We start from the raw sequence: 18,396 nt of genomic DNA on the forward strand, positions 1-18,396 counted from the left end.
GATAAATGCTTACAAACAAACTTTCTCTAATTCTAATTAACGTCGTGGTGATTATTATTACCGCGGGGGCTAGTTAGTGCTTAGAGAAAAGTGAAGCATTTAAAAAGCCCCCCGCACTTAACAGTCCGGGGGGCTTTTTCGTTTTAAGGTTTGAGTCGCAGCAAATACACAATGTCACTGAGGAATGAGGATTTACGATGACAGGCGCAGAGTTAACAATCGATTTATTAGCCAAACATGGCATTAGGGATGTTTTTGGATACCCAGGTGGTGCCATCATGCCTATTTACGACGCTTTGTACGGTGCGCCAGTCAAACATTATTTGACGCGTCATGAACAAGGAGCGGGTTTTGCAGCTGTAGGTTTTGCCCGCAGCACAGGCAAGTTAGGTGTGTGCTTTGCAACATCAGGCCCTGGTGCGACTAACTTAATAACAGCCCTTGCTGATGCGATGATGGATTCAGTGCCGTTACTTGCAATCACAGGGCAAGTACCTACCGCAGCGATAGGCTCCGACGCCTTTCAGGAAGTGGATGTGTTAGGTATGTCGTTATCATGTACTAAACATAGTTACATGGTTGAAAGAGCTGAAGACTTAGCCGAAATACTACAAGAAGCCATCCACTTAGCGCAAAGCGGCCGCCCAGGCCCTGTATTAGTTGATATCCCAAAAGACATCCAAATGGCGCAAGTACCATTCCACCCTTGGTTAGCCGCCGAAGATCATTTACCTAAATTAGACGCAAACCAAGTTGCGATAGCTAACCAAATCTTAAGTGAAGCGCAGCGCCCTGTGGCGTATATCGGTGGTGGCGTACAGGCTGCGGATGCACAAAACGAGCTTATGCAGTTTTTAGAAAAAACTCACATGCCAGCAGTATCAACATTAAAAGCGCTAGGCAGCGTCTTACCTGATTATGAATATGACCTTGGCATGCTAGGTATGCATGGTGGTAAAGCGGCTAACTTAGCAGTGCAAGAGTGTGATGTTTTGGTTTGTATCGGTGCTCGTTTTGACGACCGTGTTACTGGCAATTTAAGCAAGTTTGCCGCAAAAGCAAAAGTGATACACCTTGATATCGACGCGGCAGAGGTTGGTAAGCGTAAGCCTGCAAAAGCATCATTAGTCGCAGATTTAAAAACGTCATTACCGCAACTTGATTGTTTTGTAACGCCTGATGAGTGGTTAACGCACATCGAAAGCATGATGAAAGAACATGCATGGCGTTATGACTATCCGGGCGAGAAAGTATTTGCCCCTTATTTATTAAACCAACTAAGCCAAAAAATGCCATCAACGGGTGTTGTGTGCTGTGATGTGGGTCAGCACCAAATGTGGGTGGCACAGCACATGAAGTTTAGCCACCCAAGTAATCATTTAAGTAGTGGTGGTGCGGGTACCATGGGCTTTGGTTTACCGGCCGCCATCGGCGCTCAAGTTGCTCGCCCAAATGACTTTGTGATCACAGTGTCGGGCGATGGCTCAATCATGATGAACATTCAAGAACTGGCAACAATTCGCCGTAACAATCTGCCAGTTAAAATTCTAATCCTAGATAACCAGCGCTTAGGCATGGTACGTCAATGGCAGCAGCTATTTTTTGAAGGTCGTTATTCTGAAACAAACCTTTCAGATAATCCTGATTTTGTGCAGTTAGCAGCGGTGTTTGGCATTCCAGGTCAAACCATCACTAAAGCAGATGAAGTCGATGCTGCAGTTGATGCGTTAGTAAATAGTGAAGGTCCATACATTCTGCATGCCTGTATAGATGATAAAGAAAATGTATGGCCGCTTGTACCACCCGGTGCTGCCAATGATGAAATGATGACGGAGACAGTAAAATGAAACACACCCTAACGATTGCATTAAAGAATCAAAGTGTCGCTGTAGAGCGCTTTTTACGCGTTGCGCGTCATCGTGGCTTTGACCTAACAACCATGAATTTAGAAATGGCTGATGAAGCGTTTCACGTCACTATGACGGTAGACAGCGATAAGCCAATTTATCTACTAACATCACAATTGAATAAATTGGTTGATGTAAAACACGTCAATGTTGAAAACCAATTTCAACAACAAGCAATCTAGTAAAAATCAACAGGTAACTAGAGCAATCAGATTGATGCTTTAGTGAGAAATAAATTAGGAATGAGGAAGTCAGTGGCATGCCACTGCAACAACTGAGGTAATTATGGCTAAATTAAGAAGTGCAACAACAACAGAAGGTCGCAAACGTGCAGGGGCGCGTGCTTTATGGCGTGCAACAGGGATGACAGATAAAGACTTCGGTAAGCCAATTATCGCTGTTGTTAACTCATATACTCAGTTTGTACCGGGTCATGTTCACCTTAACCAACTTAGTGAGCTGATGGCTGAAACCATCACCGAAGCCGGTGGTGTACCAAAAGAATTTAATACTATTGCGATCGACGATGGTATCGCGATGGGTCACGGCGGCATGCTTTATTCACTACCATCGCGTGACTTAATTGCTGACTCTGTGGAATACATGGTTAATGCACACTGTGCCGATGCTATGATCTGTATTTCTAACTGCGACAAAATCACCCCGGGTATGATGCTAGCAGCACTGCGTTTAAATATTCCGGTTATTTTCGTATCAGGTGGTCCAATGGAAGCGGGTAAAACACGCCTAGCTGATATCGACATTAAACTTGATTTAGTTGATGCCATGGTAAAAGGCGCTGATACCACAGTAAGCGATGAAGACTCTGAAAAAGTAGAGCGCTCTGCGTGTCCTACTTGTGGTTCATGTTCGGGCATGTTTACTGCCAACTCAATGAATTGCTTATTAGAAGCGATTGGTTTAGCACTGCCGGGTAACGGTACCACACTAGCTACGCATAAAGACCGTAAACAGCTTTACGTTGAAGCGGGTGCGCGCATTGTTGATTTATGCCGTGAGTATTATCAAAAAGATAATGCAGCAGTATTACCACGTGCTATTGCTAATCGCACTGCCTTTATGAATGCAATGGTAGTTGATATTGCTATGGGTGGTTCATCAAATACGGTTTTACACTTATTAGCTGCAGCGCAAGAAGCGGGTGTTGATTTTGATATGTCGCACATCGATGAGCTTTCTCGTAAAACTCCTTTCCTTTGTAAGGTGGCGCCTGCAACCAATAAATATCATATTGAAGATGTGCACCGTGCTGGTGGCATGATGGCAATTATCCGTGAATTAGGTAAGGCTGGCCTTGTCGATTTAACTGTTGATCATGTAGCAGGTCACACTATGGCCGAAATGGTGGCTAAATGGGATGCCACCGATCCTAATAATGAAGTAGCGCAAAAATTCTATAAAGCAGGCCCTGCCGGTATCCGCACTACAAAAGCAATGAGCCAAGAGTGCCGCTGGCCAGAACTTGATAATGACCGTGAAAACGGCTGTATTCGCAGTGTTGAAAATGCCTTTCGTCAAGATGGTGGCTTAGCTGTACTTTCAGGTAACTTAGCCCTTGATGGCTGTATTGTTAAAAGTGCCGGTGTAGTTGAAGAAATGCTGCACTTTGAAGGCCCTGCGATTGTATACGAATCACAAGATGATTCGGTAGAAGGTATTCTTAACGGTGAAGTAAAAGCGGGTGACGTTGTTGTAATTCGTTACGAAGGACCAAAAGGCGGCCCAGGCATGCAAGAAATGCTGTATCCAACGAGTTACTTAAAATCAATGGGCTTAGGTGAAAAGTGTGCGCTTATCACCGATGGTCGTTTCTCGGGTGGTACATCAGGTTTATCAATTGGTCACGTTTCACCAGAAGCAGCAAGCGGTGGTGCAATCGCTTATGTTGAAAATGGCGATAAAATAATCATTGATATCGCAACCCGTGAAATCACTTTGGCGTTGTCAGATGAAGAGCTTGAAGCACGTAAACAAAAGCAACTTGCACGCGGTAAAGATGCTTATAAACCACTTGATCGTGACCGCTATGTTTCATCTGCACTTAAAGCCTATGCATTACTTGCAACCAGTGCAGACAAAGGAGCTGTTCGCGATTTAGCAAAACTTGAGGAGCTTAGTTAATTATGGTTTCTCAAGAGCTCGATTATTTTCGCGCTATCATCCAAGCGAACATGGAGCCCCTTGCAAAAGTCACTGAGGTCAGCGAAATGGCTGATCTTAGTGCACGGCTAGGCAACCATGTGTGGCTAAAGCGTGAAGACCAACAACCGGTTTATTCATTTAAGCTTCGTGGTGCTTTTCATAAACTGAGCAAGTTGCCAAAAGGTTCTGATGTGATCACAGCCTCAGCGGGTAACCATGCGCAAGGCGTTGCACTCAGTGCCTCATTTTTAGGCCATAAAGCAACGATTGTGATGCCAGTCACAACACCAGAAATTAAAGTGAATGCAGTACGTTCACTCGGTGGTGAAGTGGTATTACACGGCCATCATTTTGATGCGGCAAAAGCCCACGCTTTAGAGCTGACAGAGCAGCGTAACGGGGTGTTTGTGCCACCGTTTGATGATCCTGATGTGATTGTTGGCCAAGGTACCGTTGCCCGTGAATTAATGCAGCAATTGAATGACCTTGATGCTGTTTTTATTCCTGTTGGCGGTGGTGGTTTGCTAGCAGGCATGGCGGTGTACATTAAGTCGTTACGTCCTGATATCAAAGTCATTGGTGTTGAAGCTGATGAGAGTGCTTGCCTAAAAGCAGCGCTTGAAGCAGGCAAGCCCGTTGAGCTTGACCGTGTTGGTAGCTTTGCAGATGGTGTAGCCGTAAAAGTTATCGGCACAGAAACATTTCGTTTAGCGCAAAAGTTTTGTGATGAAGTGGTCACTGTAACGGGCGACGAAATCTGCGCCGCAATGCAAGATATCTTTGTTTCGACTCGTGCTATAGCGGAGCCTTCAGGGGCGCTATCAACAGCGGGCCTTAAAAAGTGGTGCCAACAAAATGGTGTTAAAGGCTTAAACGTAGCTGCGATTTTATCGGGTGCAAACTTAAACTTTGACCGTTTACGTTATGTTGCAGAGCGAACGGCACTTGGTGAAAAGAACGAAGCACTTCTTGCTGTGACCATAAAAGAAGAAAAGGGTAGCTTTAAGCAGTTTTGTAACTCATTAGGTGGCAGGGCTATCACCGAGTTTAATTACCGTTATGCAGGTCCTGGCGAAGCACAAATTTTTGTTGGTATTGCCTTAAGACAAGGGCAGCAGGAGCTCGATGAGTTAAAAGCGGCACTGACAGAAAACGACTACACATTTTGCGATCTATCAGATAACGAGCTGGCTAAATTGCATATTCGTTATATGGTGGGTGGTAAAGCGCCAGCTCAGCTTCATGAGCGTTTACTGCGCTTTGAGTTTCCTGAATACCCAGGTGCACTGGCGCGATTCTTAGATACCCTTGGTAGTAATTGGAATATTACTTTATTCCATTACCGTAACCATGGTGGGGCAATTGGTAATGTGCTGGCGGCCTTTGCTATTGAACCGAGTGATTATGAGGTATTCAATGAGCATTTGAACCGTTTGGGATACAACGTTCAAGATGAAACAAGCAATCCATGTTTCACCCAATTCCTAACCAGCCAAGGTCAAGAACTTAGCGAAGTTAAAGCGGCAAATCAGTAGCTTAATATAATCAAGACTGTTCACTAGCAGTCTTGATTTTTTCTCTACTTTTCCTATAGTTAATGCACGGTTTCAAGCAAGGATGATGCGTGCAAGGTATAAAAAGCCTATTAGGGGTAATCTGTTTAATACTAGCTATGAGCGCGCAGTGCGCTGATAAAGTTAGCTTACAGTTAAAATGGACTCACCAGTTTCAATTTGCAGGCTATTATATGGCTGCTGAAAAAGGCTTTTATAAGGAAGCTGGCCTTGATGTCTCTATTATTCCTGCTGATCCAAACCACCCAGATACCTTCCCTAAAGTACTAAGCGGTACAGCCGACTTTGCCATTACTCACTCAGGCATATTACAAAAGCGTCAGCAAGGCGCTCCGGTTGTTGCCCTTGGAGCCATACTGCAGTTTTCGCCTTACTGCTGGATGGTAAAAAATAACTCAGATATTTTTCAGCCAAGAGACTTTGCTGGTAAGAAGCTAAGTAAAATCGGTTCAATAGAAAATGCTGAGTTACTGGTGATGTTACAGCGCGCTGGATTGAGCCTAGAAAGCTTGATGGCAGCTAGCCATGAAGGCGGTATTAAAGAGTGGCTTGCCGGTGATTTAGACGCGGTGCAAGTGTATGTCACCAATGAGCCTTATACAATGACACTACAAGGAGTCGGTCACCGACTCATTTGCCCGCAAAAGTTTGGTTTGAATGTGTATGGCGATATTTTATATACCTCAGAGCAGTTTTTAGCGAACAAGCCAGAGGTTGTTGAGCGCTTTTATCGTGCCAGCTTAAAAGGGTGGCGGTATGCCTTATTACACTTAGAAGAAAGCATCGATGTAACCAAGCAGCATTATGCCACCCATAAAAGCGTACAAGAGCTGGCCTATGAAGCCCATGTGTTAGCAAGCTACATTCAACCACCGGGGATTAATTTAGGCAATATGTCGATGGCAAAGTGGCGCTTGATTGCAGATTTATATGGCTTAGATCAGGATGAGTTTGATCAGGCCTTTGATGGCTTTATGTATGATCAACAGCAAACAGAAGGTTTTGAGCTATCTTGGATGCTGATCCTAGCCATCATTCTAAGTATTGCATGTGTGCCATTGTACATTCGTTTGATCAGTAGTAACCGACGTTAAATAAGATAAATCTGTTATACTGCTTTTTATTTCTTGTCGCTAAGTAGTTATGACACTTGCCGAGCACTTTGCTGCCTTAGATGCACTGCTATTTTCAACCCGCCAATACTGGCAATGTACCGCATTTGATTTTGATGATCTTCCTTGGCCTGAATTAGCCAACTTATTATGGGCGCTTGATGACCAACAAGTGAGTGAACTTGATGCCGATCAGCAGGCTTTATATCGTTATTTTACTGATGAAATCGAACACATCGAAAAGCTGGCTGAATTGTGTGAGTTGCCAGCGATAAGTGCTGCCCGAAATGAATTTCCGTTTTGGATAAGTAATGGCATTAAAGGCCGTAAGTTTGAGCAACTACAAGACTTTGTCGCGGCGATCAGTCAGCAGCCATTAAACCAGCCTGTTTTAGAATGGTGTGCTGGTAAAGGGCATTTAGGTCGCATGTTGGCATTCAATGGAGCACCACGAGTACATAGCATTGAGCTACAACAACACTTGTGCGACCAAGGTCAACACAGTGCTAAGCAACAGCAATTGGCGATGCAGTTTACACAAGCTGATGTATTAACCGATGACACTGATGGCTTTTTTGAAAGCCAGCAGCATGCTGTTGCTTTACATGCTTGTGGTCGTTTGCATCAAACATTTATGCAGCAAGCAAGCAAAGCGAAAACCCAACAAATCAGTTTTTCACCGTGCTGTTATCATTTATTCACAGATAACGCCTATCAAGCAATGAGCGAGACTGCCAAGCAAAGCCAACTAGCGCTTACTCATCGCGATTTAAAACTGGCGCTGCAAGAAACGGTAACAGCACCGAGCCGAGTTGATAAGGTAAGAAAAACAGAGGTTGAATGGCGTCTTGGATTTGACGCGTTACGAAAATCACTGACCGGTGAAATGCACTATGTGAGTGTGCCATCAGTGAACAAAGCGATCTTCTCTGATTCGTTTAGCTCATTTTGTTTGTGGGCAGCTGAGAAAAAATCATTATATTTACCAGAAGGCATTGATTACAATAAATTTTTAGAGATAGGTAAAAAGCGCAAAAGGGTAACTGAGCGAGTTGAACTCGTCCGACATGTGTTCAGAAGGGCAATTGAAGTTTGGCTCGTGCTCGATCGTGCTTTATATTTGCAACAACAAGGGTATCAAGTAACAGTTAGTACGTTTTGCGAAAAGCAGCTGACACCAAGGAATATCTTGATCCAAGCTAATTATTAAATACCGTAAAGAGGCGCAATGAGAAAGTTAAAAAATTTATTCGAGAATAATAAACGTTGGGCAGCGCGTACGAGTGAAAATGATCCTGAGTTTTTCAAAATTCTATCAATGCAGCAAAATCCAGAGTATCTGTGGATCGGTTGTTCTGACTCGCGTGTACCTGCAAACGAAATCGTAGACTTATTACCGGGTGAGCTATTTGTTCACCGTAACGTGGCAAATGTTGTTGTGCATACCGACCATAACTGTCTTTCGGTAATGCAATACGCTGTTGAAGTACTGAAAGTGAAGCACATCATGGTCGTTGGTCACTATGGCTGTGGTGGTGTTCAAGCAGTATTAAACGAAGCACGTTTTGGCTTAATTGATAACTGGCTACGCCACGTAGGTGATGTAAAAGAAAAACACATCGAACAACTCAATGCATTACCTGAACAAGAGCGTTTAAATAGCTTAATTGAACTAAACGTTATCGAACAAGTACGTAACGTTTGCCGTACTAACATTGTGCAAGATGCTTGGGCGAAAGGCCAAGAGTTAACAATTCATGGTTGGGTGTATGGCTTAGCGAATGGTCATCTTAATGATCTAGAGTCGGTAGTGACCTGTGCAGAAGAAGCTAGTGATACCTACGGTATTGCCGTTAAGCGCGTATTTGAACGTGTGGCAGAAAAAAGCTAAAACCTAAAACTAGCTAGGTAGAAAAAAGGAGAGCTAATTCGCTCTCCTTTTTTATTGTTCGTCTTGTTTGCTAGCAAGTTGCTGCTCGAGTAATGCAACTTTTTCTTCAAGCTCAGTGAGTTTTTCACGAGTACGAATAAGTACTTGGCTTTGAATATCAAACTCATCACGGCTTACAAAGTCCATCTCAGCAAGTTTGTTTTGAATAGCTTGCTTTGTTTTGCCTTCAACTGTTTCGGCAAGGTTTTTCACGCCTTGCGGCATGTTATCAGTAATTTGCTTAGCGATTTCTTCAAGTTTTGCTGGGTTGATCATCTTCGTCCCTTGAGTCACGTAAAAAAACAATCTTACCTTATTGGCTAGGCGTAGTGTAGTGATTACGGTAAAATTGCCCGTCCTGTCTTTGGATAATTTCTTTAGGGGCTTATGAAACTCAACCCAAAACAAGATGAAGCGGTAAAGTATATCAGTGGACCGTGTCTGGTATTAGCCGGTGCGGGATCTGGTAAAACGCGTGTTATTACTAATAAAATCGCTTACTTGGTGCAAAAGTGTGAGTATCAAGCGCGCAATATTGCGGCGGTAACCTTTACCAATAAAGCCGCAAAAGAAATGCGTGAGCGTGTAACGCAAACACTGGGTAAACAAGAGTCGAAAGGCTTATGGGTTTCAACGTTTCACACCCTTGGGCTTGAGATCATCAAAAAAGAATTAACGACGCTAGGCTTTAAACCCGGTTTTTCGTTGTTTGATGATCAAGATACCAACCAGTTACTAGCTGAGCTGACCGAAGAAGAACTTAAAAAAGACAAAGATCTACTCAATCTACTGAAGATGCAAATAGGTAGCTGGAAGAACGAGTTGATTCTACCAGAGCGTGCCGTTCGCGAAGCCCGTGAGCCACAAAAAGCCTTGTTTGCTCAGCTGTATGCGCGTTATCAAAATCAATTACGTGCTTACAACGCCCTAGATTTTGATGATCTGATCATGATCCCTACTTTATTGTTAGGCCAAAATGCCACTGCGCGTGAGCGTTGGCAGCAGCGTTTTCGTTACTTGCTGGTGGATGAGTATCAAGATACTAATACCAGCCAGTATCAGCTGGTTAAGCTACTGGTGGGTGAGCGAGCTCGTTTTACCGTGGTAGGCGATGACGACCAATCAATTTATTCATGGCGCGGTGCTAAGCCTCAAAACCTTGTGCTATTGAGTAAAGATTTTCCGAGCTTACGTTTAATTAAGCTCGAACAAAACTACCGAAGCGCAGGGCGAATTCTAAAAGCGGCGAATATTTTGATTGCCAATAACCCTCACGAGTTTGATAAAAAGCTATTCAGTGAGCTTGGCTATGGTGAGCCTATTAAAGTGATTGGTTGTCGTGATGAAGAGCATGAATCTGAGCGAGTGGTGGCAGAGATTATTTCTCATAAATTCATGAAACGCACCAGCTACAAAGATTACGCGATTTTATATCGTGGTAACCACCAAGCGCGCGTGTTTGAAAAAGCACTTATGAGCAACCGCATTCCCTATAAGATCAGCGGCGGCATGTCATTTTTCTCGCGTTCAGAAATTAAAGATATCATGGCGTATTTACGCCTATTGGTGAACCAAGATGACGACAATGCCTTTTTACGTATTGTTAATACGCCACGCCGTGAGATTGGTACGGTCACACTCGAAAAACTCGGCACCCTTGCTAATGAAAAGCACATCAGTTTATTTGCAGCCTGTTTTGAACCTGAACTTGCACACCGCTTAAAAGGCCGTGGTTTTAATGCCTTAGCTGGCTTTGCCCGTTGGGTGGTTGAGCTTTCTGATAATGCAGTACGGGGCGATACTCTTGAAGCTGTAAAAGAGTTAGTTAGGCAAATTAACTACGAAGCATACCTTTATGAGTCATCACCGAGTGCAAAAGCCGCTGAAATGCGTATGAAAAACGTTTCAGAGCTTTATCGTTGGATCACCGACATGCTAACAGGGGATGCTGATAATCCACCGCTGAACCTTGCTGAAGTGGTTAGTAAACTGACCCTGCGGGATATGCTTGAACGCAACGAAGAAGAAGACGAATCTGACGCGGTACAATTACTAACACTGCATGCTTCAAAAGGTTTGGAGTATCCGTATGTGTTCATGGTTGGTATGGAAGAGGGTTTGTTACCGCACCAAGTAAGTATCGATGAAGATAACGTTGAAGAAGAGCGTCGTCTTGCTTATGTAGGTATTACGCGTGCACAGCAAGAGCTGGTAATGACTTATGCTAAGTTACGTCGTCAATTTGGTGAAACTTCAGATACAGAGCTCAGTCGCTTTGTGCAGGAGTTACCACAAGATGATTTAGCCTTCGAAGCGAAAAAGCCACCGTCTTCACAGGCTGAGCGCATGGAAAAAGGCCAAGCTCGTGTAGCTAATCTAAGAGCAATGCTTAAGAAGTAATAAATTGTGCGCTCGGTGCTTCGTGTTCGAAGGGCGCCAGCGCATGTTGCTTACCAATAAACAATGACAATCCGTGCTTATCGAGTAACGTGCGGTAGTTAAAAATCGATGGCCCTTTCGCGATTACTTGGATATTTTGCAGCTTAGTAATCGCCAGCACACCTTGCAGTTGTAGGTGATAGTTTTCTTGCTGTAGTACACGCTTACTGAATGTTGAACTTAATAACAAGTAATCGAATTGGAACTCAGTCAGTAAGTTTAACTCACAGCGATCTTTAGCAAATTCATTCAACCCAATCGAAAATCCTTGTGCGACCAAGTTTTTTAAATTTTCAATTTGTACCGCTGATGCATAACGAATTTCTTGTTCGTTAAATAACAAACACATTCTATTCGCATCGTGGGCTTTTAGTAGCTTACACAGTGCTTGAAAATTAATACGTTCAAGCACTAAACCAGAGCAAGGGAATAATACTTTTTCTAGATTACTGTCACTTACTAAGCTGAAGGCTTGTTTTAATAAATTAAGTTCAACCTCAAAGTGCTGAACTCTATCGGTTGCAAACTTCTTAAGTACTTCAAAGCTGGTGCTACCAAGTACTGGGTGTTCACCAAATGCTTCGAGTAAAGATTCTGAGCGAGTTTGTTCATCCAAGGTAATGATTTCGGCACTTCTAAAGTGCATAGGCAAATCATCTAAGTGATGCATATTGTCAGCATCATGTTGCACATTGCTGGCATTAAGCAGCGGATGGAAGCATTCAAAGCGATTACGGCCTGCATTTTTCGCGTAATACATGGCTGCATCCGCATCACGTATAATTTCATCGGTGTGTTTGTAGCTGGGTTTTGAGTAGGTAATACCAATACTCGCACCACTTTGAATGCACTGACCCTTCATACAGAAAGGTTTTCTCATAATTTCGATAATACGTTTGGCAACATCTTGGGCTTGCTGTTGCTCTGTTAAGTGAGTGAGCAATATCACAAACTCATCACCACCTAAACGTGCAAGCAAATCGTGCTCACGTATACAATGCGAGAAAGACTCGGCAACACCAATTAAAAATTGATCGCCCGCTTGATGACCAAGGTGATCGTTAATGTCTTTAAATTTATCAAGGTCAATAAATAGCACTGCAAACTGTTGCTCTGGGTAGCGCTGGTAGTGCTGTAATGTTTTTTCAAGCTGAGTTAAGAATAAACTGCGATTCGGTAAACTGGTTAGTGAGTCATGGTGTGCATCGTGGTACAGCTGTTGTTCTATTTTTTTACGCTCTTCAATTTGCATTTGCAGGTGCATATTGGCTTGGCGAAGTTCTTTGGTTTTTTCAGTGACCCGGTGCTCAAGCTTTTGGTGACTAAGCTTTAACTCTTGGTTTGCTAGGTGAGTTTGAATAACATTAGCAATTTGATGCGATACAAAGGTGATTAGCTCACAATCATCCTGACTAAATTCATGTTTATTGTTATAAGCTTGGCAAACAATGAGGCCTATAACACCCTGTGATGTTTTAAGCGGAGCACCTAACCAACTCGTCGCGGTGCGCTCTGGTGGTACATTAACAGGCCTTTCTACTACGCCTAGCTTGATAAGCTCTTTTGCTCTTTCACTGTCTATGACTTGGCACTTTTCAGTGCTGAGCACCAGTTCACTGTAGCCTTTAGCAAATGGCCTTGGTTTGCCATTATCGTTAAATTCATCGACGCAGTAAGGAAAACTCAACCAATGTGACTGTTGGTCATACAATGCGATGTATAGGTTATCTGCATAGGTAATGGTTTTGATAATGTTATGTACATGCTGATATACATCGTCGAGGTTTTTACTTTGTGTTGCCAGCTCTGATATTTTAAATAAGATCTGTTGGCGTTCTAGCGCACTTTTACGTTGTTGAATTTCGTCGTTAAGTGCTTGGTTACTTTGTGTCAGTGCACGGGTGCGAATTTTTACTTCAGATTCGAGCAGCTCACGTTTTTTAACTCGTTCAATCGCTGTCGCTAAATATAATGACATCGCTTCGAGCAACTCAATTTGCTGCTCAGAATAGCCTTGTTTATTGTCATAGCTTTGCGCGACCATGACTCCAATAATGACTTTATCGCGATAGACGGGCACTCCAACCCAATGCTCAGCTGGCGTACCAAAGCACTTAAGTAAGCCTTGTTCAACCGCTTGCTCTGTTTGTTGTTTGGTAAAGTAACAGGTTTTACCTTGTTTAAATACGTAACCTGTGAGGCCTTCTTTAAAGTACTGCTCATATTTTAACGGTACTGAAAGACCATCTTTTTCATCGGCGAAATAAGATAGCTCAAGGTTATCGTAAACCGGGTTATGCAACACAACGAAAAAGTTTTTACTTGGGATATAGTCTTGCAGAATGTTGTGGATAGCAGGGTAGAGCAGGGTTAATTCGGCAACAGTGCTTGCTTGCTCTGATAATTGTAAAAGAGCATGTTGCAAGTGATGTGATTGCTTATACTTTTGTAAAAGCGATTTTAAGCGAGCATTTTTTCGGCCTAGCTTATCAATGTGTGTTGCTGAATCTTCCAATGATTTAGAACCAGATCTTATTGTTGTTTAAATTTCGTCCTTTATAGTTCCACTTTTTTATTAGATCGTCAAGTAACAGGTGTTAACAAAATAGTAATTTATGATGGGGCGTATTTGGCTACAGCATTAGTCTAGCGGCTAAAAGCAGGCACAAAAAAAGGGCTTAATAAAATTAAGCCCTTAGTATTAGTTTTTGAACTGTTACTTGCTAGTCATGAAATCGATAGCAGCGCTGATCTCTTCATCAGAACAGTCCATACACGTACCTTTAGGAGGCATCGCGTTGAAACCGTTGATTGCATGGTCAAGTAGAGTGTCCATGCCTTTAGCAATACGAGGAGCCCAATCATCAGCTGATTTAGGTGCACCTAGTGCGCCAGTGCCATGACAAGCAAAACATGCTGCTTGGTAAACTTGTTCACCAGAACGAGGACCTGTAGGTTCAGCAGCGACCGCAGCTTTATCACCTTCTAGATATACAGAACCAATTGGCGCTAGACGCTTTTTAATTGCATCTTCAGTCAAAGAGTTGTCATACGCTTGTGCATATGCCGTTGTTGCTAGCAGTAATAATGCAGCTGATAGTTTTTTCATTTTGCCTTGCTCACTTCGATTTGAACGTGATCAATCACGATATCTGACGGAAATTAGAACGATTATAACGCTAAGCCACAATTTATAAAATGATCTAAAAGGCTTTTTCTTGAGAAAAACCGTCATTTTTTTGCGTTAGCGCAAGAAAAGCCAGCATTAAATACTGGCTCTTAGCTTGATGTTTAAGCAAGCTCTAATACTTTGTTAACCAATTTTTCGATACCCGCATCAGCATCTAAAATGCTTTGGGCCAACATATAGGCTGGGGTTGTGACCACTTTATGCTGAGGATCGACAACGATATCATCCACAGCACAGCTTTGGTGCGCTCCGCCAAGTTGCTCGATTGCTGCAGCGGTGTCTGCATCGTTACCAATGGTTGTTTTTACACCTTTACCATAAATAAGTGGCAGCATGGCAGGAGCAATACATATATAACCCGCTGCTTTGTTGGCATCGACAAAGGCCTTCGCAGTTGTCAGTACATCACCTTGAACTTGGGCATCTGCGCCTTTAACAGCAAAGTCAGATAGGTTTTTCGCGGCCCCAAAGCCACCTGGTACGATCAAGGCATCGAATTCATCTACATTTAGCTCAGTCAGCGCTTTAATTTCACCACGGGCAATACGCGCAGCTTCAACTAACACATTACGATTAGGTGTCATTTCTTCACCGGTTAGGTGATTAATGGTGTGCATTTGGTCGATATCGGGTGCGAAGCATTGATAGCTCGCGCCTGCTTTTGCGATATGTAATAAGGTTAATACGGCTTCATTGATTTCTGCGCCGTCGTAAACACCGCAACCAGCTAAAATTACAGCAACTTTTTTCATTTTTGAACTCTCCTTAATGCGACTAGCTTTAGTTTAACAAGGATACGAGCATAGCGACAAAATAAAAAATTTTTGTCGCTTGATAACTCGCAAAGCGTGATGAATAGCTGTTTATGCCTTTTTATAAATTACTAACGAAAAAAAAAGTATAAAGGATCGCTATGATCTTTGATCCATTATGCTAGAATACTCCTCCGGTTATGAAAAGGGATGTTAATTCGGTATCGAATAAGCAAAAGGTTATCGCTACTAAAACCGTTTTCCACATCGGACAAAAATAATAAAAAAAGAACGCCGTAATATCTTTTTTAAATCAAAACATGAACTTATAAAATTTTCCTAAATGTTTTTTCATTTCGGGAGAATTAGCTCTTTCTGTTATCTACAAAGTTATCCACAGCTTGCTCTGTCATAAACCTTTATTGGTTAATAATTCACAGTCGTTTTCTTCATGGCCTTATGGCATGCTTACAAACAATTTAATGTTATTCAATTAGGATCCAATTTCACCATGGCTCAGATCCCTGAAAATCCACTTATTCTTGTAGATGGTTCTTCTTATTTATTCCGTGCATACCATTCGCCACCGCACCTTACTAACTCAAAAGGTGAAGCGACAGGCGCAATCTATGGCGTAGTTAATATGCTTAAGAGTTTGATCAAGCAATATGATCCGTCGCACATGGTGGTGGTATTTGATGCCAAGGGTAAAACCTTCAGAAATGACATGTACAGTGAATACAAAGCGAATCGTCCGCCAATGCCGGATGACTTACGCACACAGATCGCACCACTGCATAACATTATTAAAGCAATGGGTTTCCCGCTGATTAGTATTGAAGGTGTTGAGGCTGACGATGTTATTGGTACCTTTGCGCGCATAGCGTCAGAGCAGCAGCGTCATGTACTGATCTCAACTGGCGATAAAGATATGGCGCAGCTTGTTAATGAACATGTCACGCTGATCAATACCATGACAGATAGCATTTCAGATCCAGAAACCGTGGTTGAGAAGTTTGGTGTTGGCCCTGAGTTGATCATTGATTACCTTGCTTTAATGGGTGACAAGGTCGATAACATCCCAGGTGTTGATGGCTGTGGTCCAAAAACAGCAGTGAAATGGTTACAAAAATATGGATCATTGCAAGGTGTCATTGATCATGCAGGTGAAATTAAAGGCAAGATTGGTGAAAAACTTGCTGCAGCACTTGATCATCTGCCACTTAGTTATGAATTAGCAACAATTAAGTGTGATGTTGAGGTTGAGTCAGATCTTGAAACTTTTAAGCTGCAAGAGCCTAATCGTGACGAATTGATTGCACTTTATGGTGAATGTGAGTTCCGCCGTTGGTTAGCTGAACTACTTGATAACCCTAAAGACGCTGATACGCATTTAGATGTGCCAACTGAAGCTAACGAACTACCAAAAGTTGCTGATGCACACTACGAAACTATTTTAACTGAAGAGCAGCTAGATACCTTAGTAGCGCAGTTAAATGACGCCGAATTGTTTGCTTTTGATACTGAAACAACCAGCCTTGATTATATGCAAGCGCAATTGGTTGGTATGAGCTTTGCGGTTAAGGCGGGTGAAGCGGCTTACCTTCCGGTTGCTCACGATTACCCTGATGCGCCAGAACAATTAAGCTTAGAAACCGTAATGGCAAAAATTGGCCCAATCTTAGCTGACGAAAACAAAGCGAAAGTGGGGCAAAACCTTAAGTACGATAAAAGCGTGTTAGCGAATGCGGGCTTCGAGTTAAAAGGTATTAAATACGACACTATGTTGGAGTCGTATGTCTTTAATAGTGTAGGCAGCCGTCATGATATGGACTCGCTGGCACTGAAATACCTAGGCCACAAAAATATCAGCTTTGAAGATATTGCCGGTAAAGGTAAAAAGCAGTTAACGTTTAACCAAATTGAGCTAGAAAAAGCGGCGCCTTATGCTGCTGAAGATGCCGATATAACGCTACGCCTTCACCAAGTGTTATGGCCAAAAATTGATGCTGATAGCCAGTTGAAGTCAGTATTCGAAGATATTGAGTTACCACTTGTCACAGTGCTTTCTGATATTGAGCGCACTGGTGTTGCAATTGATAGCAACATGCTTGCAGCTCATAGCCAACGTTTAGGTGAACGCCTGTTAGAGCTTGAGCAAGAAGCTTATGATATTGCAGGTGAAAAATTTAACTTAGGCTCACCTAAACAACTGCAAGCTATTTTGTTTGAAAAACTTGAGCTGCCTGTTATCAAGAAAACACCTAAGGGTGCACCTTCGACAGCAGAAGAAGTATTGCAAGAACTTGCTCATGATTATCCATTACCAAAAGTGATTATTGAGCACCGTGGTTTATCTAAACTTAAATCAACCTACACAGATAAACTTCCGCTAATGGTTGATGAGCGCACTAAGCGAGTGCATACCTCTTACCATCAAGCTGTAACAGCAACAGGGCGTTTAAGCTCAACGGATCCTAACTTACAGAATATTCCAATTCGTTCAGAAGAGGGGCGCCGTATTCGTGAAGCCTTTATTGCTGCACCTGGGCATAAAATTGTGGCTGCCGATTACAGCCAAATTGAATTACGTATCATGGCGCATTTATCACAAGATAAAGGCCTATTAACTGCGTTTGCGAATGGTTTAGATGTACACAGTGCTACGGCGGCAGAAGTCTTTGGGGTTAGCCTTGAAGAGGTTACCAGCGATATGCGTCGTAAAGCGAAAGCGGTTAACTTCGGTTTAATTTATGGCATGTCGGCGTTTGGTTTATCACGTCAGTTAGATGTACCACGCCATGAAGCACAGCATTATATTGATAAATACTTCGAGCGTTTCCCTGGCGTACTTGAGTACATGGAAACAACTCGTGAAAAAGCTGCTGATAAAGGGTATGTAGAAACGATCTTTGGTCGCCGCTTACATTTACCAGAAATCAATGCCCGTAACGGTGCTCGTCGTAAAGCCGCTGAACGTGCTGCGATCAACGCACCAATGCAAGGTACTGCTGCTGATATCATCAAAAAAGCGATGCTAAAAGTTCATCAGTGGGTGAACTCGCAAGCTGAAGGTTCAGTGAAGCTGCTAATGCAAGTGCACGATGAATTAGTGTTCGAAATTAAAGAAGAGTGTGTTGACGACTATAAAGCTGAAATTTGTAAGCTAATGTCTGAAGCCGCGACTCTTGATGTGCCTCTGATTGTTGAAGCCGACAGCGGTGACAACTGGCAACAGGCACACTAATAGTCTCGAAAAAATGAAAGCTGTCAGCTATCAGCCGTCAGCTATCAGCTTAAAAGTTAGCGAGTTTCTAAGGGAAAGTTAG

The 18,396-nt window shown here is 42.9% G+C and carries 13 protein-coding genes; 9 read left to right on the forward strand and 4 right to left on the reverse strand.

The annotated features are described in order from the left end of the window. Positions 1–197 precede the first annotated feature (197 nt). From ilvG to can, 7 genes are all read left to right on the forward strand, one after another. Positions 198–1,847, forward strand: a complete 1,650-nt coding sequence (gene ilvG / locus EXT43_RS00695; RefSeq protein WP_130166155.1) for an acetolactate synthase 2 catalytic subunit — start codon at positions 198–200, stop codon at positions 1,845–1,847. After that, positions 1,844–2,089, forward strand: coding sequence for an acetolactate synthase 2 small subunit (gene ilvM, locus EXT43_RS00700; protein WP_054554110.1), 246 nt, complete (start codon positions 1,844–1,846; stop codon positions 2,087–2,089). Before ilvG ends, ilvM begins: the two co-directional genes overlap by 4 nt. Positions 2,090–2,192: 103 nt before the next feature. Beyond that, positions 2,193–4,049 carry a dihydroxy-acid dehydratase gene (ilvD, locus tag EXT43_RS00705; RefSeq protein WP_130166156.1) on the forward strand — a complete coding sequence of 619 codons (1,857 nt, stop codon included), beginning with the start codon at positions 2,193–2,195 and terminating at the stop codon, positions 4,047–4,049. 2 nt (positions 4,050–4,051) lie between these two features. Then, complete coding sequence (gene ilvA / locus EXT43_RS00710) at positions 4,052–5,605, forward strand: threonine ammonia-lyase, biosynthetic (protein WP_130166157.1); 1,554 nt, start codon at positions 4,052–4,054, stop codon at positions 5,603–5,605. Positions 5,606–5,742: 137 nt separating this feature from the next. Then, positions 5,743–6,738 (forward strand): ABC transporter substrate-binding protein, encoded by a 996-nt coding sequence (locus tag EXT43_RS00715; protein ID WP_130166178.1) that lies wholly within the window; start codon positions 5,743–5,745, stop codon positions 6,736–6,738. 49 nt (positions 6,739–6,787) lie between these two features. Beyond that, the gene (locus tag EXT43_RS00720; protein WP_130166158.1) at positions 6,788–7,966 is read left to right on the forward strand and encodes a methyltransferase; all 1,179 of its coding nucleotides are present in this window, start codon (positions 6,788–6,790) and stop codon (positions 7,964–7,966) included. 18 nt (positions 7,967–7,984) lie between these two features. Continuing rightward, positions 7,985–8,647 (forward strand): carbonate dehydratase, encoded by a 663-nt coding sequence (can, locus tag EXT43_RS00725; protein ID WP_054561164.1) that lies wholly within the window; start codon positions 7,985–7,987, stop codon positions 8,645–8,647. A 51-nt stretch (positions 8,648–8,698) separates the two neighbouring features. Here can and EXT43_RS00730 read toward each other — a convergent pair whose 3' ends face one another. Then, positions 8,699–8,962, reverse strand: coding sequence for an accessory factor UbiK family protein (locus EXT43_RS00730; protein WP_054561163.1), 264 nt, complete (start codon positions 8,960–8,962; stop codon positions 8,699–8,701). 111 nt (positions 8,963–9,073) lie between these two features. Between EXT43_RS00730 and rep the strand changes: the two genes are divergently transcribed. Next, on the forward strand, positions 9,074–11,086 hold the full coding sequence (rep, locus tag EXT43_RS00735) for a DNA helicase Rep (protein ID WP_130166159.1): 2,013 nt from the start codon (positions 9,074–9,076) through the stop codon (positions 11,084–11,086). Here the strand turns inward: rep and EXT43_RS00740 are convergent. The 3 genes from EXT43_RS00740 to elbB form a co-directional block, all read right to left on the reverse strand. Continuing rightward, positions 11,076–13,640 (reverse strand): diguanylate cyclase, encoded by a 2,565-nt coding sequence (locus tag EXT43_RS00740; RefSeq protein ID WP_130166160.1) that lies wholly within the window; start codon positions 13,638–13,640, stop codon positions 11,076–11,078. The genes rep and EXT43_RS00740 overlap by 11 nt on opposite strands. A gap of 201 nt (positions 13,641–13,841) precedes the next feature. Further along, positions 13,842–14,234 carry a cytochrome c5 family protein gene (locus EXT43_RS00745; RefSeq protein ID WP_054554118.1) on the reverse strand — a complete coding sequence of 131 codons (393 nt, stop codon included), beginning with the start codon at positions 14,232–14,234 and terminating at the stop codon, positions 13,842–13,844. 182 nt (positions 14,235–14,416) lie between these two features. Next, positions 14,417–15,067: an isoprenoid biosynthesis glyoxalase ElbB gene (gene elbB / locus EXT43_RS00750; RefSeq protein WP_130166161.1), complete on the reverse strand. Its 651-nt coding sequence runs from the start codon at positions 15,065–15,067 to the stop codon at positions 14,417–14,419. A gap of 511 nt (positions 15,068–15,578) precedes the next feature. On the opposite strand from elbB, the gene polA reads away from it, so the two are divergent. After that, positions 15,579–18,314, forward strand: coding sequence for a DNA polymerase I (polA, locus tag EXT43_RS00755; RefSeq protein ID WP_130166162.1), 2,736 nt, complete (start codon positions 15,579–15,581; stop codon positions 18,312–18,314). Positions 18,315–18,396: the final 82 nt, after the last annotated feature.

The organism is Pseudoalteromonas sp. CO109Y (genome assembly GCF_004208935.1).
Lineage (GTDB): Bacteria > Pseudomonadota > Gammaproteobacteria > Enterobacterales > Alteromonadaceae > Pseudoalteromonas > Pseudoalteromonas shioyasakiensis.